The organism is Paraburkholderia tropica (assembly GCF_914484835.1).
Taxonomy (GTDB): Bacteria; Pseudomonadota; Gammaproteobacteria; order Burkholderiales; family Burkholderiaceae; genus Paraburkholderia; species Paraburkholderia tropica_A.
Genome location: NZ_CAJZAR010000001.1, coordinates 130464 through 152617, shown reverse-complemented (window position 1 = coordinate 152617; position 22154 = coordinate 130464). Strand labels below are relative to the sequence as shown.

Below are 22154 nucleotides of genomic sequence, written 5' to 3'. Positions count from 1 at the left end.
GGGGAATCTCGGTTTCATTGAGGGGTATCTGGAGGGGTGTGTGGAGGAATTGGCCGTGCATTCCTCCAATATGAGGGGGATTGTATGGGGCAGGGCAGGCACTTCAACTACACGCTGACGCCGACGCGGCTAAACAACGCCAAACCCGGCGAGAAGCCATACAAACTCACCGACGGCGGTGGGTTGTATGTGCTCGTGATGCCAGGAGGTGCGAAAACGTGGGTGTTCCAGTACCGACACGACGGCAAGCGCCGAGAGGTCACGATTGGCCGATATCCCGAAATCGGCGTTGCTGATGCGCGTGACCGGCACACCGACTACCGGGCGATGCTGGAGCGTGGCGAAAACCCTGCTGCACACAAGCGGGCGGATAAGGCCGAGCGCAGAGCGAGGGAAGCGCACCGAGCGAATGATGGTCAGTTCAAGGCGTTCTCCGTCAAATGGATAGATGAAACGCTCGCGGACAAGTCGGACACCTACCGCAAACAGATTCGCTCACGGTTGGATCGCTTCGTTTGGCCGAATATCGGGAGCAAGGCGCTGGAGGACGTGAGGCCTGCCGACGTGCTCGCAATCATCGAGAGGGTGCGCGCCACGCCGAACACAGCGGAGGGCGTGCGGGTCATCATCCAGTCCGTCTACAACTACGCGATCCAGAAGCTTCTTGTTGAAAGCAACCCTGCCATGCCATTGCGCGGTGTTATCAAGGTTCCGGCCGCCGAGCATTACCGGCATCTGAGCGCGGCGGAACTAGGAGCATTCTGGCGTGCCGTTGGCAAGCAAGGCGCGCATCCGTCCACCATTGCGGCCGTGAAGCTGCTGGCCTACAGCATGTGCCGCAAGGCCGAGGTGCTGCGCGCGAAGTGGGCCGAAATCGACACCGACAGGGCGCAATGGGACATTCCCGCTGCGCGCATGAAATCTCGCAGACCGCACCGCGTGTACCTCTCACGTCAGGCGCTGGAGGTGCTGGAAGTGCAACGTGTACTGACTGGGAGTGGAGAGTACGTGTTCCCGTCCGCTTTCCGGTCCATCGTGCCAATGGCTGATGCGACGCTCAATCATTTCTTCAAGCGGCTTGACTTCGGCGTACCAGAGTTCTCGCCGCATGGCACGCGCGGCACGGCGGCGACGCTGCTGCGTGAGCACGGCTTCAGTCGCGACATTGTGGAACTTCTGTTAGCCCACGCGGAGCGCAGCCAGACGGCGGCAAGCTATCACCATCACGAGCTTGAGCCCGAGCGGCGGCGCGCGCTGCAATACCTGGCTGATGAGATTGACCGGCAGGCGGCAATTTCGGCGGCGGGGAACGTCGTGAACCTTCGAACAGGAACGGCCTGACGCTTACCGGGCTAAGCCTAGATCGCGCCAATCGAAAACGGTTCCTGCACTCGCTGGCGCGGCTTCTTCAATCTATGTGGGTATTGCGTATTGGGACGCAAGGTGAATCAAGACGAACGGAAGTCTGAATATGCGGTTGACTTGTCCAGCATCTGTAGTGAGGATGATTTCAACTCTAGGGTTGACCAACTTTCGGAGCGTATTCGCGAATGGGATATGCCTGTTGATGCCTTGGTGAAACTCGCTGCGGCGGGGCTCGTTTCACTGAGTTTCATCGAAGTCATGCAAAGGGTTCTTGCCCAGCACATTGATGACGAAGACTTGGCGGCGAGTATCAATGCCGACATCGAAAGGGACGCTAACGAAGCGCATGAGGGCCAAATGAAGGCATACGAAAGACTTCATTTGGCAAAAAAGAAGGGGCTGAAGGAGGGCAAGCGTGTTGCGTCGACCGCAGGCGGCAATGCTCGCGCACGGAAGTACTCGTTGGTAGAGGAAGAAGCGCGCAGATTGGCGCGCGTGAAGGTGCCAGCAAGTGGGCGGTGGCCGTCTCGTTCGGAAGCGGTGCGCCAAATCCATGACGATGTGATTGCCTTTTGCAAGAAACAAGGCATCAGGCTCGCTGAATTGAGCGCTAAAGATCGCATTGACGGGTACCTAAGGGGCATGGATGGAGGAGATACCCTATTTGCTGGCAAACGGGGGACATGAAGCGCCAAACATACTGCTTTAGCCAGTTCCCGACCTAGTTAGCCAATCGTCATATCTATATGTTGCCCGTGTGTTCCGGGATCGGCCCGGAACTTCCCACAGGGGCACATATGGCTCTACAAACCAATCCCGCTCTTGCAATTCTTCGCCGTCCCCAGGTCGAAGATGAAACCGGGCTTTCCCGGACGACTATCTATCGCAGAATCGGCGCAAAAACCTTCCCCGCACAGGTCCAGCTTGGCCCACGCTGCGTAGGCTGGCGGCGAGGGGATATTGACGCGTTTCTCATTTCGCCTGCGACCTACCGCGCCCCGGAGGCCGCGTGAATATTGTGGTTGCCGCAACATCCCGCGCGCTTGTCATCGTTGCGCACAAAGCCGGGGGGGGTTGCGCCCCATCAGCGTCGGGGTATACTTTCTCCGTGCCTGAGACAACAGGCCACCGGGGTGAGAGCCGGAAATGCAAAGGCGGACATCCGCCGACTGGCGGTTTTTTTTCGTCCGTAGCCATGCCTACGCCTTCAATGGTCGGGCCTTGGCGGGGGTGCGTTCGCGCACGCCGGTCTCCTTTGCGCCGGTCTCTCAACCCTGCCTCGTGCCCGGCCACCCCGTTTGAGAGCGGGAGCCGGGTATCCGTACCCAGCAAAGGAGGCCGCACCATGCGCCATATCCCCGCTCGTCCCGAGCAAACAAAAACCCCACTTGAAATCATCCGCGCTGCCTTGCGTGACGCCGCAACAGCTCCGACAGTTTTTGATGCGCTCGACGTAACGGGCGACGCTCTGCGCCGTCTGGCCGAAATCGCCCGTGCGGAGGCGCGCCATGCGTGATTGCCTCCTGAAGCAATTCGATGCGACCGAACTGCCCTGGCATGTTGCAGACCTGCTGGAGCGCGCCTATGTCGTCGCGCGCGGTACAGAGTCTGTGATTCGCGCTGTGCGTGTGCGCGCGGTGCAGTGCTCGCACGGCGAGTCCGCCGACCTCTCGGCTACCGACGCGGACTTTCTGATGGGCCTTGCGCAGGCATCGTCGGAATTGCTCGGTGACCGCCTTGAAGCACTGAGCCAGCATGTGAACGACGAATCTCGGCGTCTTTCTGACGATGAGCACTCCTTAGGAGGTAATTCGTGACAGTGAAGACTGAGGAACGCCATATCAGCGCGGCGCTTGTCTACATCCCCGCAGATCTGCCGCGCGATGAGTGGGCGCGCATCGGCGCGTCCATCAAAAACGAGCTGGGCGACGGCGGTTTCGACCTGTTTGACCGTTGGAGCCAGCGCGGCGAGAACTACGATGCGGCGGCGGCGCGCAGCACGTGGCGCTCGTTGTCGGCGGACGGCGGAATCACGATCAGCACGCTGTTTTTCATTGCCAAGCAGTACGGGTTCGACACGCGCAATCCTGATGCTGGAAAGGTTGACGCCGATGAGATTGCGCGCCGCCGCGTTGAACGTGAGCAGCGCGCAGCGAAAGAAGCCGACGAGCGGGAGGCGAAGGCCCGCAATGCAGCAACGCTGGCGGTCGCCGTGTGGGGCAAAGCGACGCCCACCAGCGCTGACCATCCGTATCTGGCGCGCAAGGGCGTGCAGCCGGTGGGCACGCTACGCGAAATTGATTCGGGCAAGCTGGCGAAGCTGATTGGGTATCAGCCACGGCGAGGCGATGAACCGCTGACGGGCCGCATCTTAATTGCGCCGGTAACTGTGGACGGCAAGCTGTCCACGTTCGAAATGATCGACGGCGACGGGCGCAAGTCGGCGCTGGCGGGCGGTGTGAAGGCAGGCGGCTACTGGACCGCGCAGGCGATGGCCGACAAGTCCGGCACGCTGCTGATCGCCGAGGGCGTCACAACGGCGCTGTCCGCTAGCCAGTGCAGCGGATATCCAGCCATCGCCGCGCTATCCCTGGGCCAGATGGCGGCGGCGGCTCGCGTGATGCACAAGTGCTGCCCAGACGCTTCGCTGGTGCTGCTGGCGGACCTCGATAAGGCGACCGGCGAGGCACACGAAATAGCCGTTAAGGCCGCTCAAGCGGTTGGCGCGAGGCTGGCGTTACCTGACTTCGGGAAGACCCGGCAGCCGGATCAAACCGACTTCAACGACCTGCACACGGCGCGCGGAGCAGATGCCGTAAAGGCCGCGATTGAGGCGGCTTTGGCGACTGTCGATGGCGGCAAGCGTGAGGGTGGGTACGGGCCGAACGGGGAGCCGGTGGAGCATGTATCGGTGAACCAATCCGGAACCTACTTCGTCGGCGTCAAGGTCGATCCTGATACGGGAGAGTTTGCGCATTCCGCGCCGCTGTGGCTGTGCGACCCGCTCGAAATACTCGGTATCGGAGCGGACGACTCCGGGCGTCAGGTGCGCGTGCTGAGGTGGAACCGTCCTGGCGGTAATCATGCCGTCACAGCAGCGATGCCGTGCGCCGAAGTCGGTGAGCGCGAGGGTTGGGCGCGTCTGCGTAACGGCGGACTGGCCGTTGCGGTGGGGCGCACTGCCCGGGAGCGCCTTGCTCACTGGCTGCAAACGTGGAACCGCGAGACGCACTACAAAATCATCAACATGCCAGGTTGGCAGTGCGCCGCGTATGTCATGCCAGACGGAACTGTCGTTGGCAAACCGGATGGCCGGATGCACTTCGACGGCAGGCTGAGCAATCCAACGGCATATACGGCGCGTGGCACGCTCGATGAGTGGCGCGCGTCGGTGGGCAGGCTTGCGCGCGGCAACGCTCTGCCGATGGCTGCCATCGCGTGCGCGCTGGCGGGGCCGCTGCTGCCGATTGCTGGCGAGAAGGACGGCATTGGTCTGCACTTGTTCGCGAACACGTCGAGCGGCAAGACAACGACCGCCGACGCGGCCGCGAGCGTGTGGGGTGATCCGGTGCGTACAAAGACAAGCTGGAGCGGAACGCAACTGGGCCACGCGCTGAATGCCGAAGCTGCTAACCATCGACTGCTGTATCTAGATGAGATTGGTGCGGGCGATGCAAGCCGTATTGGCCCAGCCCTTTACATGATGTTGAACGGCCAGTCGAAATCGCAGGGCGCACGCGACGGCGGCACGGTCGCGGCCCGCTCGTGGCTCTCGACGTTTCTATCGACGGGCGAAGTCGGGATGAGCCGGTATTTGAGCGAGGGGGGGGTGCAGCCGCGCGGCGGGCAGGAAATCCGTATGCTCGATGTGCCCGCCGATAGCGGGGCTCACCGCGCGTTCGATTGTCTCCACGAATTCGCAGCGGCGGGTGATTTCGCCGTAGCGTTCGAAGCGGCATCGCACGCACAATACGGCACGCTCGGACGGGCGTTTGTTGAGTGGTTGGTGTCACGCTGGGGTGAGGCTCGCGAGATGATAAACGTAGAGCGCGAACGCATGGCCGCGATGGTGCCTGACGGCGCGGCCCCGCCCGTGCGCCGCGCGACGCGCAAGTTCGCGATCATGTCGTCCGCCGCGATCCTTGCTTCGTATGCGGGGCTGACCGGGTGGACGGTAGACGAGGCCCGAGCGGCTATCGACTGCGTGTGGAAACGCTGGCTTGATGCGTTCGGAACCGGAGATCGCGACGACGCACGTTTGATAGAACAGGCGAACGCCGTACTGCTCTCGAACGAGTACGGGCGCTTCATCCTGCTTTCCACCGAGACGGCCTCGCAAGACCCGAATGTGCGCGATGCAATGGGCTATCGCAGGTACAAGGACGATCAGGTCACATTCTATGTGCGTGAGCACGCATTCCGGAACGAAGTCGTTGCCGGATTCGACATGCTCCGCGCGTGCAGGGTGCTACACGAAGCGGGAATGTTGCACCGGAGCGAGAAACGGCGCTCCTACAAGGTCAACATCGGCAAGTTCAAGGGCATCAACCTTGGCGACGGATATCGAATGCGTCCACGCGCGGGTGAGGCTCCACCGGATGACGATGAAGACTGACGCCACGCCGACGTAACGAATGCAGTCTTTCGCGGCAATTTTGCTGACAACTACGCGCGTACGTATAGCGGAAACCATGCGCCAACAGCGCCAACAGCGCCAACGATTCATGAAACCCTTGCTGGATAAGGGTTCGAACGTTGGAGCATCGTTGGCGCATCGTTGGCGCTTTTGCAATGTGAAAAGAGTGGTGCGGGCTGATCGACGCTGATGCGCCAATATTGGCGCTGATTATTAAAAGTGCGCCAACGCTGAAACACTTGCTGGATAAGGCTTTTCAGTGTGCGTTGGCGCATTGGCGCAGTTGGCGCACGCTTTCTCTATACATAGCGAAAAGCAGGAACCCGATCAATAAATCGATGTGATGTGCATGAATAAAAAACTTGAAAGGCAGGCCATTCAACTCGCTGCGGCCCTTCGGCGAGCTGGGTACGACGAAGATACCGTGCAGAGCCGCGTTCAACGCGCAGTGGACAGCGCACGCGGTCGCGGGTCAGGGGCGGCGAACGGGAGTGCGAAGGTCAGCCCGTATGCGGGTTGCTGTTCCGTGACGGAAGTTGCACCCGATGTTCGCATGACGCGCACAGCGCTGTTTGCGTGGCTTGAAAGCGAGGGATGGCTTCTCCAGATGTTTGACGGCTGGCGGCCGACTGAGCTGGCCTTGAGTGCGGGCTGGGCCGTGCTGCGCGGGCGCGGCGCTGTTCAATGGGTACAACTCACTCCGGCAGGCGCGCAGGAAGTCGCTCGCCGCGTCGGTTTGACGATGGAGGGCACGCATCATGGATAAGCTCGTGAAGCGCCTGCGCACCGCTGCCGAACTCAGCCGCGCGTTGGTCGAGCGTGACGCTGTTCGCAAGCGCTCGCCTAGCGGCAAGCCGACCGACGTTGCGGCGCGCCTGAAGGCAAATCAGCACGTCCGCACGGTCGCACGCAAGCTGATGGGCTGACGGCTGCCCACTCAATTTCAGGCTGCCCTTTGCTCGTTACCGGGAAATTGACGCGGCGTGACGTAAGGGAGAGGTCACCCGTTACCTGCACCGTGACCTCCGCCGTGACACCGTGACGGTCACGCGTGACGCGTGACGTGTGAGTGCTGCCGTCAATTGGAAGGCGCTACCCTTATTGCTGGGCGTCGATTACCGCATGGCCTACGGCTGTTGGTTTGCCGTAGAAACTGACCCACTGAGGCCGGAGCAATTTTCTTACACCAGCGCGCCTACGCGTGCGTGCGCGCCCGAATATCAGGCCGAGTCTCCCCAGTGAGCGTGACATTTGGGACGTTGAATTGGACGTTCAGGAAAATCGAGCCGTGTGTCGGTGGAAGTCGAGGTGACACTGAGCGCTCATCCAATCCGGCTTTGAGCAATCAGCGTGAAATTCTTGTATCCACTCGATGAAAACTGCCCGGTGCGCTTACGCACTGCCTTTTTCGATGCATTAAGAGATTCGGGCGTGCGCAACCTTGCCGACAGCGCCGCACGGGAGGCGGCGCAGCTAAGTGCGAATTTCGGGCGTCTCGCGGAGATTCTTCAGGCTGTCAGGTTGGGCGAAGCCACTGGGATGAGCGCGGCCGAAGTTCTTCGCGGTCGCGTCGCCGATCTGAACTCGCAGCGCGTCGGCATGATGAAGCATATCGCCGAACTCGACCTCTATGTGAAGGCGCAGCACGAGCGTTTCCCCGCTGAAATTAGCCGCTGCTCGGCCCTGCTGATCAGCGGCCCCCAGAAAATCGAATCCCTTCGAATTAAGCTCAAGACTTACCAGCGCGATCGCGCGGCGATGGTGGAGCGGCTTCGCGCGGCGGGGCTCGATGATGAGGCAATCGACCGCGCGGGCGTCACGCCTGGTCCCAGCGATCGCGCAGAGTGGATTGCCCAGATTGAGCGGGAGGAGCGTCGCCTCGCGTGTGCCAAGGAGTTCATTGGCAGCGCACCGCTGTTTGATCTGAGTCTGTTGCAGGGGATCGTCTAATGGCGGGGGGCGCCGTGGCGTCGTCGGTAGCGACGACCAACGCCAATATCCTAACGTCGAAATGGGACGGGCTGAACCCCGCGCTGCTCGCGAAGTTCTACCCGGTCAAGCGTTCCGACGACGGCACGAGTTGGGTGCGCAGCCTGGGCCAGCGCACCGTGTCGGCAGCAAATAACGTCGTGGTGAATGACGACTACGAAGTGTGGACGCCGATCACAGACGGCACGCAGGAAATGAGCGCGAACTGGCACAGCCCATTCGAAACGGCGGGCACTGACTCGGTGGCTCAGTCGATTTCGGGGATGCTCCAATCCGGCCAGCTTTCGGCTGACCTTCAGGCGCTACTTGGTCAGGGAGAAAGTAGTTCGGACGCGGGTAAGGTCATTCGCTCGGCGACCGGCCGCACCGGCATCACAAAACTGAATTCGACACAGGTGTTTTCGGGCATGCCGCCCGTGAAGTTTTCGTTCACGGCGCATTTCCGCGCGCTCACCGATGAAATCTCCGAAGTGCGCGCGCCCATCATGCAGCTTGAGCAGTGGGCCGTGCCGCAATACCTCGCCGATGAGGGTGTGATTGCCGGTGCGCTACAAAACGGACTCAAGAACCTCTCGCTTGAGACTGTCTATCCGTCCGTAGCCCCTCAGCCTCTCGCGATGCGGTACGGCGATCAGACGATTCTACCTATCGTCATCGAGGGCATTGCGAAGCCGATCACCGTGCCGCGATCGAGCCGAGGCGCGGCGCTCAATGTGGCCGTTCAGCTTTCCGTTGGGACGCTCACTGCAATCGATCGCCGCGACGTTGCGGGTTACTACAACACGTGAATTGAGGTCATCATGACTGTCTCACTCAATCCCAAAATCACGAAAGCCGGGCTTGCGCTGCTGCCGACAAGCGCTGGCACCGGCGTTTCTGTAGCGATCACGCACATCGCGATCGGCACGAGCCTCTATGCGCTCGACGAGTCGGTGCGCGATTTCGTGATGCTGAAAAACGAAGTCGCGCGCTATGCCGTCTCCAGTGGTTCGAAAATCAGTTCGACGACGATTCAGCTAGGTGTGACCATCACCGATACCGATATGGCAGACCGCACGCCGAACGGTAAGGCGATCGGCGAAATCGGCTTCTACTCGAACAACACCCTGTTTGCGGTGTGGAGTCAGGACACCGCTACGCTGTTCACCAAATCGGCGGGCATCGACGTTCCTCTCGCCTACTCGCTCGACGTGTCGTACTTGCCCGCCGACTCGATGAGCGTCGTCGTGACGAGCGACACGCAGGGGATGGCCTCGTTGATTCTTCAGCACGAGGCGAAAACCGACCCGCATCCGCAGTATGCGACCGACACCGACCTCGCCGCGCTCTCGACCGTCGTCGGCACCAAGCAGCCCAATCTCGGATTCACGCCGGTCCAGCAAGGCGGCGTGACCGGCCAGGGCTCGAACAAGATCGCGATCGGTCTTGCGTCCGACGGCAGCGGCGCGCTCAAGGTGAGCATCGACGGCGTCGATAAGGGTGGCATTGCGCTGCTGCAAAGTCCGGCCTTTAGCGGTGTCCCCACTGTGCCGACGGCCGTGGCTGGCACAGCAACCGACCAAGCTGCCAGCACGGCGTTCGTCGCGGCCGCGATCAGCGCTTCGCTCGTCGGTCAGATCGTTTGGGAGCCTCGCACGACCGCGCGCGCGGGCTATCTGAAGCTCAACGGTGCTTTGCTCAAGCGCACGGACTACCCCGCCCTGTGGGCGTATGCGCAGGCGAGCGGCGCGCTCGTGGCGGACTCGGTATGGTCGGCGAGCAGTTGGGGGTGCTTCTCGTCCGGCGATGGCGTGACGACGTTCCGCCTGCCCGAGTTGCGCGGCGAGTCGATCCGCTGTTGGGATGACAGCCGGGGCATCGACGCCTCGCGCGCCATCGGTACGTGGCAGGACGGCCAGAACGTTTCGCACACGCACGCGGCATCGGCTACCGCCGTCTCCGATCACACCCATACAGCCTACACGGATGCGCAGGGTTATCACACCCACGGCGTCAACGATCCGACGCACGCTCACGCTTTTCCCCCAGGTGGAGTGGGGCAGGCAGGCGGTGATAACGGCGGCATCACGGCCGCATCGGCACCGAACGGATACGGGTCGCGTAGCGCACAGAGTACGTCAGCCGCTGGCACTGGCGTCTCTATCGCGGCTGCTGGCCTGCACAGCCATAACGTCGGTGTCAACGCTGCTGGCGGTCACTCTCACACTCTCACCGTTGCGGCAGCGGGCGGCACCGAAGTTCGCGTGCGTTCGGTCGCGATGCTCGCGATGATTCGCGCCTATTAAGCGAGGTCAACTATGCTCATCCATCAATACAACAACGCGACCGGCGCATACATCGGCAGCCGCCTGGCCGACCCCGACCCGCTCAATCAGGAACGCTGGCTGTTGCCTGCCTTCTCGACCGACATGCCTCTGCCCGCCCGCAAGCGCGACGAGTGGCTGTTTTTCATCGACGGCGCGTGGGTCATCAAACCGGATTTTCGCGGGCAGATGTTGTACCGCACCGAGAACGGCGAGGCCGCTGAAATCCTGATCCCTGGCATCAGCATCGAAGATGCCGGGCTCACAGCGACGCCGCGCCCGTCCGAAATGCACGTATGGGAAGGCGACGCGTGGGCGCTCGACGCGGTCGCCGTCGCGGCCAAGGCGAAGGCCGACGCGCTGGCCGAATTCGAGGTGCTGATGAGCGAGGCGCGCACACAGAACGCGGGGAAAAGCGACGCCTACGCTGCGGACCTGCTCACGTCGCTCGAAATCGACATGTTCAATGCATGGGCCGCATATCAGATGGCGCTCGTGAGCGTTGTCAACGGCGCGGACTTCCCGGCCGCCAAGGAATGGCCTGCAAAGCCCGACCCAGTCACCATCGCTGCGCAGGTCGATGCCGAGAGTGTCGCCGAAGCATCGAAACAAAACCCGACGTGACGAAGCCGCAGCAGGTCTTGTAACCCCCCCCAACTTCAGACCACAGGGGCCTCGCGACGTTTTTCCGGGGGAGACCGTCGCGCCCTCATGATTTCAACAGGTGATCTCTATGGGCAAGCGTTTGAGCCCGAATCAATGGGATGAAATCCGTGCCCGTTATGTCGGCGGTTGCGAGTCGGCAAAGGTGATTGCGCGTGAATTCAAAATTTCTGCGTCGGCAATTTACAAGCGTGCCACGCGTGGCAACTGGCCCAAGCTGATCGACGAGCCAGGCGGCAGCCCGCGCGTCGTCGATGCGGCATTGGTGGCTAGGTTGGAATGTGCTGTGGACCGCCTCATGGGACTCATTGGAGGGCAAGCATGACTGAACCGACCAAGGAGCAACGCGATGAGCAGATGCGCCCGCTCAAGCGCTTTACGCGAGACCGCAATAAGCCCGAGGAGTTGGAAACGCTGCGTCGAAACCTGATTGCCTCGCGCGTCCTTTCTGGCATGACGGTTGCGGAAGCCGCTGAGAAGTTCGGCTATGCCAATTCCACGGAGTTGAGCCTCATCGAGTCGGGCAAGCGTCCGATCCCGAGCGATCACAAGTTCCTGCGGCAGGCGTCACAGGTCTACGCGGTGTCGGCCGACTTCTTGCTTGGCTTGTCGCCGCACACCGATTACGACGGGAAGGTATCGCGTCAGCACGCACTCATGCGCGGGGTCGAGCAGATCATGGTCGCAGTATCCGCGCAGTTCGCGACGGCGATGAACGAATTCACGAGACAGACGCAGCCGGTGCCCGGGGACTTCGAGCGCGCGACTGAAGCTGCGCGCGAGGTCGTGCAGGCTCTCGCCGTGGTGCGCAAACACGGGCTCGATGAGGTTCGTGGCAGTTCCGCGCTCATTGCCGCCGTCGAGCACCTTGCACAGGCGGTCGAGCCGCTTCGCCAGAAACTCGCGCAATACCACTCGATCGCGAGCTACCTCGACGAAATGCGCAACGGCCGCGCCGAGGCAATCCCCTATCTGATCGATTACTACGCGCAGGACGCGCGGGTGGAAGACGAGGTGTTCGGGTGACGTGATTTGAAACGGGCGCTCAATCAGGATTGAGACTTTTTTCTCTTGCTCGGGCTACTGCGTCAAGCGCCCTTTCGTAAAGCGCCGGATCAGCGCTGCGCGCTGCTTCGGCTAGGTACGCAGCGATGGTTTCCTCGTCAGTCAGCGCGTCCGCAGAATCCCACTTTGGCAATTCACTGATCTTCATGACTCTCCTTCCTATGCTGTCTGGCGACATGCGCTGCATGGTACACCTATGGATCGAGCGGTAAGGCTAATGCTGCATTTGCGTTCGGCCGCAATACTCGGTTTGCGGTCGAGGCTCTGTGGCGTGTCTGCCAGACGCGGTTTGCAAAAGGGGCTCGGCGCTGCGGTGAGCTATGCTCTCAGTATGCCGTTTTCCCAACCGCTGGAGGAAATGCATGAGCATCGAAGAATTTCTGTCAATGGATCGGAATTCGCAGCTTTCGATGCGGGCTGAGGCCCGCGAACAAGATCGCCTGCGCTGCCAGCAATTATTTGAGGCTCATTGCGTCGGCCGAGGCCTTAGCTTGAGGCGTGGTCAAGAAATTGGCTCTTACGCCAGCGGAAAGACGCGTGAGGCATGGGCTGCTTGGTGCGCAGCGGTTGGCCTTCCGACGTACCTCAAGCCTGGACTCTCCGATGTTGATTGGTGGGTCGCGTGCAGCGAGAGGATGCCCCCAAATGGCATGTAAGTGGGCTCCGCGCAGCGGAAAGGGGGAGGTGACGGCGATATGCCGCCACGCGCGAATACTTGAAAGGGGCATTAGTGGCTAATCTGCACAATAGGCGGCAACGCAAAAAGCTATACCTCGGCGAATTTACTCATCACGCGGGCCTCCGTGATAGTGCGTGCTGTGGATTAATTGCGTTGTACTGTGGATAAGTGGGGTGGCTGCCAGATAGTGAGGGGGAATTGGAGGGGAAGTGGACGGGTGTAAGCGGCGGAGCCTTGATATGTAGTGAATTCAGGCCGATTTACACAGAATGATCGAATGTGATCGGCACGCTGAACGCCTCGCGGCGTTCCTGAGCGTTCGCGCCGATCGAAACCCCGCCGGACCGATGGTTCGCCGGGGTTTTTTATTGCCTTGCGCTATGATGTGTCGATTCCCGCACGCTCATTTGCCGCGCCTTTTTTCGATGCCGTTTCTGCGCCGTCTCCTTCTCGTGTTCGCCTTCGCGCTCCTCTCGGTGCGCGGCGCGGGCGCGTGCGAGCACGAAGCGGTCAGGCCGATGGCGCATGCTGCGCGGTATGGCTCACAGCATGCCTCGCAACACGTCGCTCAGCCTGTCGCGCAAGCGGGTTGCATGTCGACGTCGGCGCATCAGGGTTCATCGCATTGTCACGCCAGTTGCTGCGTGGTCGGCTGCGGCGTTCACTGCGGCGCGCCGCCGCTCGCCGCGCGCTTCGAAGCGTGGGGCGCCGGCGCGCATGCGCCGCCCATCGTTGCCGTCCGTCTGCGCGCGGGCATCACGCACGCGCCGCTTCTGCCTCCTCCGATCGTCTGAACGCGATCCATCACACGCTTTGCACCCCGCGCGCGACCCACGCCGCGCAGGGTGCGCACGATCCTATGCGCGCGGCTCGCCCATGCGACGCGCCGCGCCATCGAGCACGAGGAATGCAGCAATGAAACGAAGAGATTTTCTGTCGGGCGCGGCCAGCGCCGTCGCCACCGCCTGGTTCGCGCGCGGCGCGTTCGCCGCAGGCGACGACACCATGCCGATGCACGACATGGGCAAGATGAACGGCATGTCGTCGACGTCCGGCATGCAGGGCGGCATGCATAACGAGATGCACGGCGGCGCGCTCGCGCCCGTCGATGCGCTGCCGTCCGGCGCGCCGCTCGCGCGTCTGCGCACGCTCGTCAACGAAAGCCGCACGCCGGGCGAGTTTCGCGCAACGTTGCTCGCGCAACCGGTTTCGCGCTCGCTCGTGCAGGGCCAGGCCGATACCGTGTTCTGGCAGTTCGACGGCGGGCTCGCGTCGGCGGGGAAGGGCGATACGTCGGGGCCGGTGGTGGGGCCGCTGATCGAATTGCGTGAAGGCGACCGCGTCGAGATCCGCGTCGTCAACCGTCTTGAGCAGCCGACCACGATGCATTGGCACGGCCTGCCCGTGCCGCCCGATCAGGACGGCAATCCGTCGAATCCGATCGCGCCGGGCGGCGAGCACGTCTATCGCTTCACCTTGCCGAAGGGCAGCGCGGGCACGTACTGGTATCACCCGCATCCGCACATGCAGACCGCCGAGCAGGTGTTTCGCGGGCTCGCGGGCCCGATCGTCGTGCGTGCGGGCGACGATCCGCTCGCTGCGTGGCCCGAGCGTCATCTGTTCGTCTCCGACCTCAAGCTCGCCGCCGACGCCAGCATCGCGCCCAACAGCATGATGGACTGGATGAACGGACGCGAAGGCCAGTTCGTGCTCGTCAACGGCGCGCGCGAGCCGATGATCGACGTCGTGCGCGACGAGCGCTGGCGCGTCTGGAACGCGTGCAGCGCGCGCTATCTGCAACTCGCTTTCGACGGTGGCCGCACGTTCGCGCAAGTCGGCACCGATGGCGGTTTGCTCGCCGCGCCGCGCGACGGACTCACCGCGCTCGTGCTCGCGCCGGGCGAGCGCGCCGAGCTGATCGTGCGCGCGGGGCAGGGCGCGTCGCAGGCGCGTTTGCTCGCGGCGCAATACGATCGTCACAAGATGGCGATGTCGCACGGCAGTCTGCCGCCGGGTCCGAGCGTCGTGCTCGCCGATGTGCGATTCACTCCCGATGCCGCTGCGCCGACTGCGCTTCCGTCGTCATTGCGCGCGATCGCGCCGCTCGGGCCTGCCCGCGCGCAGAAGTCGGTGGGGTTCAGCGAAGCGATGGATATGCACGCGATGCACCAGCCGGGTGCGTCGAATCTCGCGATGCCGCGCGGCATGAAATTCATGATCAACGGCGAGACTTACGTGCCGGGGCGCGCGACGCTCACGAGCCGGCGCGGCGACGTCGAAAACTGGACGATCGCGAACGGCACGGACATGGATCATCCGTTCCATCTGCACGGTACGCAGTTCCAGGTGTTGTCGCGCGAATTCGACGGCAAGCGTATCGACGAGCCGTATCTTGCATGGCGCGACACGATCAACGTGAAGCCCGGCGAAATCGTGCATATCGCGACCGTGCAGCACGAAGCCGGCGACCGCATGTTCCATTGCCATATCCTCGAACACGAGGACCTCGGCATGATGGGCACGTTGCGTGTGACCTAAGCCGCGACGAAGCACGAGACCGCGTTCAGCGAGCGCGGTTTATATCATGCGCATCGTTAAGAAACGATGACATGCGGAGTGCGAATGAATGCAGCATTAAACGCGACTGTTAAAAATGCATAAAAGCAGCCGCTGAAAAAAGGAAACCCGGCCGAAGCCGGGTTTCCACAAGGTACGGGTACCGAACGTATCAGGCTGCTGCCTGAATGTTCGATGCCTGTTTGCCCTTCGGGCCTTGCACGACCTCGAAGCTCACCTTCTGCCCTTCTTTGAGGGTCTTGAAGCCATTCATCTGGATGGCCGAAAAGTGAGCAAACAGATCCTCGCCGCCTTCATCCGGCGTGATGAATCCGAAACCCTTCGCGTCGTTGAACCACTTGACCGTACCGGTTGCCATACCAACTTCCCCTGTAACTCATGTCACTACCACGAGCAGTTCGAAAAGCTTAACGATCGCGGTATGCGATCGCCCCCTCCTCACAAGCTCACCAACGGCATTTTTTCGAAATTAAAGGCGGTTGAAAAAAGTGCCAGCTTGATTGTTGAGGCTCTTTATTCTGCTGTCAAGAATATTTTGAGACCGTGCCAGACGCGTTGTAAAGAGCACATTTCCAGGGTTTTTCCGGCTTTTCTTGAATGCTGCGCCGCGATGTTGCGCGCCATGCTCATGAAGTGCTCGTGCCCGCTTTTCATGGTGCATCGGTTGCACCGCCAACAGACAGCGGTGAATGTCCGGTCGCTTGTCGGTATCGATGACGCATGAAGTCGGACACGCGGCGGGGTCATGTGAGCGGGGCATCTTGAAAAGTCGCATAATCGACTCACATGGGACGCAGGGCGTAGGACTGGATTGACGTCGACGAGCGTGGAATCTGACAGCAAGCGTGCGGGCGCCGACAGTAGGCGACCACCTGACGCCGCAGGTTGTGCGATACTCGATTCGACGGTGGCCCGAAAGCTGCTGGAGAGATTCAAACCGCGGTTTCGACGTTGAAACGAAGCGCGGATCGAACCGGCCCCGCAGCCGGGCGCCCATGCAGTCGCCTGGGCGTAGTTGATCGAGCCCGGAACGGGGAAGGCGCAGGGATTGCTCGCATGATGCGGGGCGCCGGAGCCAGCTTCACCGGACGGCCGGTCGGGTTTCGGCAGGATTGCGGGCCTGTCCGAGTTGTTTAGAATGGGTGTATGGCAATTATCCCGGACAAGCAGGATTCAACCGTACTGGAGCGGCAGGAGCACAAGGTCAAACCGCCCTCCATGTACAAGGTCGTGCTGATGAACGACGACTACACGCCGATGGAATTCGTCGTGATGGTCGTGCAGGAATATTTCAATAAGGACCGCGAGACCGCAACGCAGATCATGTTGAAGGTTCATCGCGAGGGCAGGGGCGTTTGTGGGGTCTATACGCGGGACATCGCGTCGACCAAGGTTGAGCAAGTCGTTACCCACGCACGGCAGGCCGGGCATCCGCTGCAGTGTGTGATGGAGGAAGCATGATTGCCCAGGAACTGGAAGTCAGCCTGCACATGGCGTTCATGGAAGCACGTCAGGCGCGGCACGAGTTCATCACGGTCGAGCATCTCTTGCTGGCGCTGTTGGATAATCCGACAGCGGCAGAAGTGTTGCGCGCGTGCGCCGCGAATATTGAAGACCTGCGACAGAACCTGCGCAACTTCATTCATGACAATACCCCTACGGTTCCCGGCACGGATGACGTCGATACGCAGCCGACGCTCGGGTTCCAGCGCGTGATCCAGCGCGCGATCATGCACGTTCAGTCCACTTCCAACGGCAAGAAGGAAGTGACGGGCGCGAACGTGCTGGTGGCGATCTTCGGCGAGAAGGACTCGCACGCGGTGTACTACCTGCAACAGCAGGGCGTCACGCGTCTGGACGTCGTGAATTTCATTTCGCACGGTATCGCGAAGACCGGCAGCGGCGAAGCCGCCAAGGCCAGCGACGCGAACGCCGAAGCCGAAGACGCGGCAGGCCAGAAGGAAACTCCGCTCGCCCAGTTCACGCAGAACCTGAACCAGATGGCGAAGGACGGCCGCATCGATCCGCTGATCGGCCGCGAGTCGGAAGTCGAGCGCGTGGTGCAGGTGCTGTGCCGCCGCCGCAAGAACAATCCGCTGCTCGTGGGCGAAGCCGGCGTCGGCAAGACCGCGATCGCGGAAGGCCTCGCCTGGCGCATCACGCGCGGCGAAGTGCCGGACATTCTCGCCGACGCGCAGGTCTACTCGCTCGACATGGGCGCGCTGCTCGCGGGCACGAAGTACCGCGGCGACTTCGAGCAACGTCTGAAGACGGTGCTCAAGGAGCTGAAGGAGCGTCCGCACGCGATCCTGTTCATCGACGAGATTCATACGCTGATCGGCGCGGGCGCCGCATCGGGCGGTACGCTCGACGCGTCGAACCTGCTGAAGCCGGCGCTCTCGTCGGGCACGCTCAAGTGCATCGGCGCGACCACGTTCACGGAATATCGCGGCATCTTCGAGAAGGACGCGGCGCTGTCGCGTCGCTTCCAGAAGGTCGACGTGATCGAGCCGACCGTCGAGCAGACGGTGGCCATTCTGCGCGGTCTGAAGTCGCGTTTCGAGGAGCACCACGGCGTGAAGTATTCGTCGGGCGCGCTCAATGCGGCGGCTGAGTTGTCCGCACGCTTCATCACGGATCGGCACTTGCCCGACAAGGCGATCGACGTGATCGACGAAGCGGGCGCGGCGCAACGCATCCTGCCGAAGTCGAAGCAGAAGAAGACCATCGGCAAGAGCGAGATCGAAGAGATCATCTCGAAGATCGCGCGCGTGCCGGCGCAAAGCGTGTCGCAGGACGATCGCAGCAAGCTGCAGACGCTCGACCGCGATCTGAAGGCCGTGGTGTTCGGCCAGGATCCGGCCATCGACGCCCTGGCGGCGTCGATCAAGATGGCGCGCGCGGGTCTCGGCAAGACGGACAAGCCGATCGGCTCGTTCCTGTTCTCGGGTCCGACCGGCGTCGGCAAGACCGAAGTGGCGCGTCAGCTCGCGTTCACGCTCGGCATCGAGCTGATCCGCTTCGACATGTCCGAGTACATGGAGCGTCACGCGGTGAGCCGTCTGATCGGCGCGCCGCCGGGCTATGTCGGTTTCGACCAGGGCGGTCTGCTCACCGAGGCCGTCACGAAGAAGCCGCACTGCGTGCTGCTGCTCGACGAAATCGAGAAGGCGCACCCGGACATCTTCAACGTGCTGCTGCAGGTGATGGACCACGGCACGCTGACGGACAACAACGGCCGCAAGGCGGATTTCCGCAACGTCATCATCATCATGACGACGAACGCGGGCGCCGACACGATGAACAAGTCGACGATCGGTTTCACGACGCGCCGCGAACAAGGCGACGAAATGGCCGACATCAAGCGCCTGTTCACGCCGGAGTTCCGCAACCGTCTGGATGCGACGATCAGCTTCCGTGCGCTCGATGAGGAAATCATCATGCGCGTGGTCGACAAGTTCCTCATGCAGCTCGAAGACCAGCTGCACGAGAAGAAGGTCGATGCGCTGTTCACCGACGCGCTGCGCCAGCATCTGGCCAAGCACGGCTTCGACCCGCTGATGGGCGCGCGGCCGATGCAACGCCTGATCCAGGACACGATCCGCCGTGCGCTCGCCGACGAACTGCTGTTCGGCAAGCTCATGAGCGGCGGCCGCGTGACCGTGGACGTGGATGCCGACGACAAGGTGTTGCTCACGTTCGACGAGCAGCCTGCGCCGCGTCCGCCGGAGGCGGTCGAAGTAGAATAAGCGGTTTCCGCTTCAGGTCAGCCGGAACGGCGCGGACTTCACGGTCCGCGCCGTTTTGTTTTGTGCGCGCAAGTTCGTCGAATTTCGTCGAACGAGCGCCTATTGCCGGCGAAATGGCCGCATGCCGTTGAGGGTGAAGGTGAGTTCAGATAAAAAGGGTGCGTTCGATTCGATCGTCGAGCGCGAGCGCGGTTTGCGCCGCGGGCTGTCCGCCGGCCAGATGACGATGATCGCCATCGGCGGCGCGGTCGGCACCGGCTTGTTTCTCGGCAGCGGCTTCGCGATCGGCTTCGCCGGTCCGGGCGTGCTGATCTCCTACGCGATCGGCGCGCTGATCGCCTTGCTGCTGATGGGCGCGCTCGCCGAGATGACGGTCGCGCATCCCACTTCGGGCTCGTTCGGCGCGTATGCCGAGCACTACATCGGGCCGCTCGCGGGCTTCGTCGTGCGCTACGCGTACTGGTCGGCGTATGTGCTGGCGGTCGGCACCGAGGTCGCGGCCATCGCCGTCTACATGAAGTTCTGGTTCCCGCACGTGCCGGGGCTGTACTGGATCGTCGGCTTTTCGGCGGCGCTGATCGTCGTGAACGCGATGAGTGTGCGCGCTTACGGCACGATCGAATATCTGTTTTCGAGCCTGAAAATCGCGGCCATCGTGGCGTTCATCGTGCTCGGCGCGTGGTTCGTCTGGCATGCGCCTGCGGGCTCGGGCGTGGGCTTCGCGAACTACACGTCGCACGGCGGGCTGTTGCCGAAGGGCTGGTGGGGCGTGTGGGTCGGCACCATCGTGTCGCTGTTCAGCTATCTCGGCGTGGAGACCATCGCGGTCGCGGCGGCCGAAGCCCAGGACCCGGCGCGCGCCGTCACGCGCGCGTTCCGCGCCACCGTGCTGCGCCTCGTGCTGTTCTATCTGCTCACGCTCGCGCTGATGCTCGCGATCGTGCCGTGGACCGAAGCGGGCGGCAACGAAAGCCCGTTCGTCAAGGTGATGGCCGAAACCGGCGTGCCGTACGCGGCGGGCGCGATCAACTTCATCGTGCTGGTGGCCGCGCTGTCGGCCATGAACAGCCAGCTCTACATCACCACGCGCACGATGTTCAGCCTTTCGCGCGCGGGCTACGCGCCCGCCGTGTTCGGCCGCCTCACGCGTCAGGGCGTGCCGACGGCGGCGCTCTCGCTGTCGACCATCGGCATCGCGGTGTCGGCGGTGCTCAACGCGCTGTGGCCGCAGACGGCCTTCACGCTGATGATGTCGATCGCCATGTTCGGCGCGATGTTCACGTGGCTGATGATCTTCGTCACGCAGATTTTCTTCCGCGTGAAGCAGGGCGGCGCGCCGCTCAAGTTCCGCATGTGGGGCTTTCCGCTGACGAGCGTGCTGGGCGCGATTCTGATGCTCGGCATTCTGGTGGGCACGGCGTTCACGCGCGAATTCCGCATGACGCTCGCGTATGGCATCGCGTTTCTCGTCGCGCTGGTCGTGATCTACGCGCTCTGGTATCGACGCCGTCCGCCGCTTGCGGCTTCTGCTTCGGCTTCCGCGGAAGCCCAGCGCTAAACAACAAAAAAGCACGCTAAAAAGCGTGCTTTTTTTATGGCCGTGCGCGGCGGGCGGGGCGCTTAGTGCTTGCCCGTGCTGCCGAAGCCGCCTTCGCCGCGCTGGCTCTCTTCGAAGCTCTCGACGAGGTTGAACTGCGCCTGCACGACCGGCACGATCACGAGCTGCGCGAGACGCTCCAGCGGGTTCAGCGTGAAGGTCGTGTGGCCGCGATTCCAGGTGGAGATCATCAGCTCGCCCTGGTAGTCCGAGTCGATCAGGCCGACGAGGTTGCCGAGCACGATGCCGTGCTTGTGGCCGAGACCCGAGCGCGGCAGGATCAGCGCCGCGTAGCCCGGATCGGCGAGATGGATCGCGAGGCCGGTCGGGATCAGCTTCGTTTCGCCCGGTTCGAGCGTGACGGGCGCGTCGAGGCACGCGCGCAGGTCGAGGCCCGCGCTGCCCGGCGTGGCGTAGTGGGGCAGCTGGTCGCGCATGCGTTCGTTGAGGATCTTGACGTCGATTTTCATGGGGTGAGCAGTTAGGTCAGTTTGAGCGAGGCAGTTCGAAGGCCTCGGCGAGAAGTTCGTAGGAGCGCTGACGCGCCTTGTAGCTGCCGGCGACGGTCAGCACGATCAGTTCGTCGGCGCGGAAGCGGTCCTTGAGCGCCAGCAGGCGTTCCGTGACGCTGTCCGGCGTGCCGATGATGCTGCGCGGCTTCTCGCGGTCGATCACGAGTTGCTCGCGCTCGCCGTATTCCTGCGCGCGGCCTTGTTCGAGGCTCGGGATCGGCGCGTTCAGGCCGTAGGCCATCTGCACGCGGCGCAGGTCGACGGCTCTTTCGAGGTCGGCGGCCTCGGCTTCGGTATCGGCGCAGATCACGAACACGGCGCAGGCCAGATACGGCTTCGCTTCGTGGCCCGCCTTGAAGCGGTCGTGATACGCCTCGGACACCAGATGCCCGAAGTGCGCGTTGATGAAATGCGCGAACGAGAAGCGCAGCCCCAGTTGCGCCGCGAGCAGGCCGCCGAAGTCGCTCGATCCGAGCACCCAGAGCTGCGGGCGCGTCTCGATCTGCGGCTGCAATACGACGCCGTGCGCGAGGTGATCGGCGGGCAGCGTGCCGTCCATCAGCCCGACGAGATCCTGCACCTGCTGCGCGAACTGATCGCCGCGATTGTAGGTGCCCGCCGCGACCGCCTGCGCCGTGCGCATGTCGCCGCCGGGCGCGCGCCCGACGCCCAGATCGACGCGGCCGGGGAACAGCGCCTCCAGCATCATGAATTGCTCGGCGACCTTGAACGGGCTGTAGTAGGGCAGCATGACGCCGCCCGAACCGATGCGGATGCGCTTCGTCAGACTGCCGAGGCGCGCGAGCAGGACTTCGGGGCAGGGATTGCACACGCCGAGCAGGCCGTGGTGCTCGGCGCACCAGTAGCGCGTGTAGCCGAGCTCGTCGGCGAGTTGCGCGAGGTCGAGCGTGGCGGCGAGTGCATCCGCCGCGGTGTGCCCGGCGATCACGGGCGATTGATCCAGTACGGAAAGCAGCGTCATGGCGTACTGCTCCTCGATGACGTTCGCGAGGCGGCGC

The 22154-nt window shown here is 62.6% G+C and carries 22 protein-coding genes; 18 read left to right on the top strand and 4 right to left on the bottom strand.

What is annotated here, in order from left to right:
- The first annotated feature begins 84 nt into the window (after positions 1 to 84).
- From LDO54_RS00735 to LDO54_RS00670, 14 genes are all read left to right on the top strand, one after another.
- Entirely contained in the window at positions 85 to 1341 is a 1257-nt protein-coding gene (locus LDO54_RS00735; protein ID WP_224004578.1) for a tyrosine-type recombinase/integrase, read from the top strand.
- 102 nt (positions 1342 to 1443) lie between these two features.
- The gene (locus LDO54_RS00730) at positions 1444 to 2052 is read left to right on the top strand and encodes a hypothetical protein (RefSeq protein ID WP_224004575.1); all 609 of its coding nucleotides are present in this window, start codon (positions 1444 to 1446) and stop codon (positions 2050 to 2052) included.
- A gap of 59 nt (positions 2053 to 2111) precedes the next feature.
- On the top strand, positions 2112 to 2378 hold the full coding sequence (locus LDO54_RS00725) for a helix-turn-helix transcriptional regulator (RefSeq protein WP_356788190.1): 267 nt from the start codon (positions 2112 to 2114) through the stop codon (positions 2376 to 2378).
- Between the two features lie 332 nt (positions 2379 to 2710).
- Complete coding sequence (locus LDO54_RS00720) at positions 2711 to 2881, top strand: hypothetical protein (protein WP_224004570.1); 171 nt, start codon at positions 2711 to 2713, stop codon at positions 2879 to 2881.
- On the top strand, positions 2874 to 3182 hold the full coding sequence (locus LDO54_RS00715; RefSeq protein ID WP_224004567.1) for a hypothetical protein: 309 nt from the start codon (positions 2874 to 2876) through the stop codon (positions 3180 to 3182). Before LDO54_RS00720 ends, LDO54_RS00715 begins: the two co-directional genes overlap by 8 nt.
- Complete coding sequence (locus tag LDO54_RS00710) at positions 3179 to 5980, top strand: DUF927 domain-containing protein (protein WP_224004564.1); 2802 nt, start codon at positions 3179 to 3181, stop codon at positions 5978 to 5980. The genes LDO54_RS00715 and LDO54_RS00710 overlap by 4 nt, the downstream gene beginning before the upstream one ends.
- A 370-nt stretch (positions 5981 to 6350) precedes the next feature.
- Positions 6351 to 6767 carry a phage antirepressor KilAC domain-containing protein gene (locus LDO54_RS00705; RefSeq protein WP_224004562.1) on the top strand — a complete coding sequence of 139 codons (417 nt, stop codon included), beginning with the start codon at positions 6351 to 6353 and terminating at the stop codon, positions 6765 to 6767.
- Positions 6760 to 6927 carry a hypothetical protein gene (locus LDO54_RS00700; RefSeq protein ID WP_224004560.1) on the top strand — a complete coding sequence of 56 codons (168 nt, stop codon included), beginning with the start codon at positions 6760 to 6762 and terminating at the stop codon, positions 6925 to 6927. Before LDO54_RS00705 ends, LDO54_RS00700 begins: the two co-directional genes overlap by 8 nt.
- Before the next feature lie 424 nt (positions 6928 to 7351).
- The gene (locus LDO54_RS00695) at positions 7352 to 7951 is read left to right on the top strand and encodes a hypothetical protein (RefSeq protein WP_224004557.1); all 600 of its coding nucleotides are present in this window, start codon (positions 7352 to 7354) and stop codon (positions 7949 to 7951) included.
- Positions 7952 to 7965: 14 nt separating this feature from the next.
- Entirely contained in the window at positions 7966 to 8778 is an 813-nt protein-coding gene (locus tag LDO54_RS00690) for a hypothetical protein (protein ID WP_224004554.1), read from the top strand.
- Positions 8779 to 8922: 144 nt separating this feature from the next.
- Positions 8923 to 10275, top strand: coding sequence for a hypothetical protein (locus tag LDO54_RS00685; RefSeq protein WP_224004551.1), 1353 nt, complete (start codon positions 8923 to 8925; stop codon positions 10273 to 10275).
- Positions 10276 to 10287: 12 nt separating this feature from the next.
- Entirely contained in the window at positions 10288 to 10917 is a 630-nt protein-coding gene (locus tag LDO54_RS00680) for a tail fiber assembly protein (RefSeq protein ID WP_224004548.1), read from the top strand.
- A gap of 109 nt (positions 10918 to 11026) precedes the next feature.
- Positions 11027 to 11281, top strand: coding sequence for a helix-turn-helix domain-containing protein (locus tag LDO54_RS00675; protein ID WP_224004545.1), 255 nt, complete (start codon positions 11027 to 11029; stop codon positions 11279 to 11281).
- Positions 11278 to 11982, top strand: coding sequence for a helix-turn-helix domain-containing protein (locus LDO54_RS00670; protein ID WP_224004542.1), 705 nt, complete (start codon positions 11278 to 11280; stop codon positions 11980 to 11982). Before LDO54_RS00675 ends, LDO54_RS00670 begins: the two co-directional genes overlap by 4 nt.
- A gap of 19 nt (positions 11983 to 12001) precedes the next feature.
- On the opposite strand, the gene LDO54_RS00665 is transcribed toward LDO54_RS00670, so the two are convergent.
- Entirely contained in the window at positions 12002 to 12169 is a 168-nt protein-coding gene (locus LDO54_RS00665; protein ID WP_224004540.1) for a DNA-binding protein, read from the bottom strand.
- Positions 12170 to 13615: 1446 nt separating this feature from the next.
- Between LDO54_RS00665 and LDO54_RS00660 the strand changes: the two genes are divergently transcribed.
- Complete coding sequence (locus LDO54_RS00660) at positions 13616 to 15238, top strand: multicopper oxidase family protein (RefSeq protein ID WP_224004537.1); 1623 nt, start codon at positions 13616 to 13618, stop codon at positions 15236 to 15238.
- Positions 15239 to 15428: 190 nt separating this feature from the next.
- On the opposite strand, the gene cspD is transcribed toward LDO54_RS00660, so the two are convergent.
- The gene (gene cspD / locus LDO54_RS00655; RefSeq protein WP_017776809.1) at positions 15429 to 15635 is read right to left on the bottom strand and encodes a cold shock domain-containing protein CspD; all 207 of its coding nucleotides are present in this window, start codon (positions 15633 to 15635) and stop codon (positions 15429 to 15431) included.
- 788 nt (positions 15636 to 16423) lie between these two features.
- Between cspD and clpS the strand changes: the two genes are divergently transcribed.
- The 3 genes from clpS to LDO54_RS00640 all read left to right on the top strand — a co-directional run bounded on the left by clpS (position 16424) and on the right by LDO54_RS00640 (position 20584).
- Positions 16424 to 16738: an ATP-dependent Clp protease adapter ClpS gene (clpS, locus tag LDO54_RS00650; RefSeq protein ID WP_027817520.1), complete on the top strand. Its 315-nt coding sequence runs from the start codon at positions 16424 to 16426 to the stop codon at positions 16736 to 16738.
- The gene (clpA, locus tag LDO54_RS00645; protein ID WP_224004534.1) at positions 16735 to 19026 is read left to right on the top strand and encodes an ATP-dependent Clp protease ATP-binding subunit ClpA; all 2292 of its coding nucleotides are present in this window, start codon (positions 16735 to 16737) and stop codon (positions 19024 to 19026) included. Before clpS ends, clpA begins: the two co-directional genes overlap by 4 nt.
- Positions 19027 to 19165: 139 nt before the next feature.
- The gene (locus LDO54_RS00640) at positions 19166 to 20584 is read left to right on the top strand and encodes an amino acid permease (protein WP_224004531.1); all 1419 of its coding nucleotides are present in this window, start codon (positions 19166 to 19168) and stop codon (positions 20582 to 20584) included.
- A 62-nt stretch (positions 20585 to 20646) separates the two neighbouring features.
- Here LDO54_RS00640 and dut read toward each other — a convergent pair whose 3' ends face one another.
- Positions 20647 to 21093, bottom strand: a complete 447-nt coding sequence (gene dut, locus LDO54_RS00635; protein ID WP_224004528.1) for a dUTP diphosphatase — start codon at positions 21091 to 21093, stop codon at positions 20647 to 20649.
- A gap of 16 nt (positions 21094 to 21109) precedes the next feature.
- Entirely contained in the window at positions 21110 to 22117 is a 1008-nt protein-coding gene (locus tag LDO54_RS00630; RefSeq protein WP_224004525.1) for an LLM class flavin-dependent oxidoreductase, read from the bottom strand.
- Positions 22118 to 22154 lie beyond the last annotated feature (37 nt).

Bases quoted from the DNA above. Each gene is read 5' to 3' on its own strand.
- LDO54_RS00735 (WP_224004578.1), top strand. From the start codon at position 85: ATGGGGCAGGGCAGGCACTTCAACTACACGCTGACGCCGACGCGGCTA.
- LDO54_RS00725 (WP_356788190.1), top strand. From the start codon at position 2,112: ATGTTGCCCGTGTGTTCCGGGATCGGCCCGGAACTTCCCACAGGGGCA.
- LDO54_RS00720 (WP_224004570.1), top strand. From the start codon at position 2,711: ATGCGCCATATCCCCGCTCGTCCCGAGCAAACAAAAACCCCACTTGAA.
- LDO54_RS00715 (WP_224004567.1), top strand. From the start codon at position 2,874: ATGCGTGATTGCCTCCTGAAGCAATTCGATGCGACCGAACTGCCCTGG.
- LDO54_RS00705 (WP_224004562.1), top strand. From the start codon at position 6,351: ATGAATAAAAAACTTGAAAGGCAGGCCATTCAACTCGCTGCGGCCCTT.
- LDO54_RS00700 (WP_224004560.1), top strand. From the start codon at position 6,760: ATGGATAAGCTCGTGAAGCGCCTGCGCACCGCTGCCGAACTCAGCCGC.
- LDO54_RS00680 (WP_224004548.1), top strand. From the start codon at position 10,288: ATGCTCATCCATCAATACAACAACGCGACCGGCGCATACATCGGCAGC.
- LDO54_RS00675 (WP_224004545.1), top strand. From the start codon at position 11,027: ATGGGCAAGCGTTTGAGCCCGAATCAATGGGATGAAATCCGTGCCCGT.
- LDO54_RS00670 (WP_224004542.1), top strand. From the start codon at position 11,278: ATGACTGAACCGACCAAGGAGCAACGCGATGAGCAGATGCGCCCGCTC.
- LDO54_RS00665 (WP_224004540.1), bottom strand. From the start codon at position 12,169: ATGAAGATCAGTGAATTGCCAAAGTGGGATTCTGCGGACGCGCTGACT.
- LDO54_RS00660 (WP_224004537.1), top strand. From the start codon at position 13,616: ATGAAACGAAGAGATTTTCTGTCGGGCGCGGCCAGCGCCGTCGCCACC.
- cspD (WP_017776809.1), bottom strand. From the start codon at position 15,635: ATGGCAACCGGTACGGTCAAGTGGTTCAACGACGCGAAGGGTTTCGGA.
- clpS (WP_027817520.1), top strand. From the start codon at position 16,424: ATGGCAATTATCCCGGACAAGCAGGATTCAACCGTACTGGAGCGGCAG.
- clpA (WP_224004534.1), top strand. From the start codon at position 16,735: ATGATTGCCCAGGAACTGGAAGTCAGCCTGCACATGGCGTTCATGGAA.
- dut (WP_224004528.1), bottom strand. From the start codon at position 21,093: ATGAAAATCGACGTCAAGATCCTCAACGAACGCATGCGCGACCAGCTG.
- LDO54_RS00630 (WP_224004525.1), bottom strand. From the start codon at position 22,117: ATGACGCTGCTTTCCGTACTGGATCAATCGCCCGTGATCGCCGGGCAC.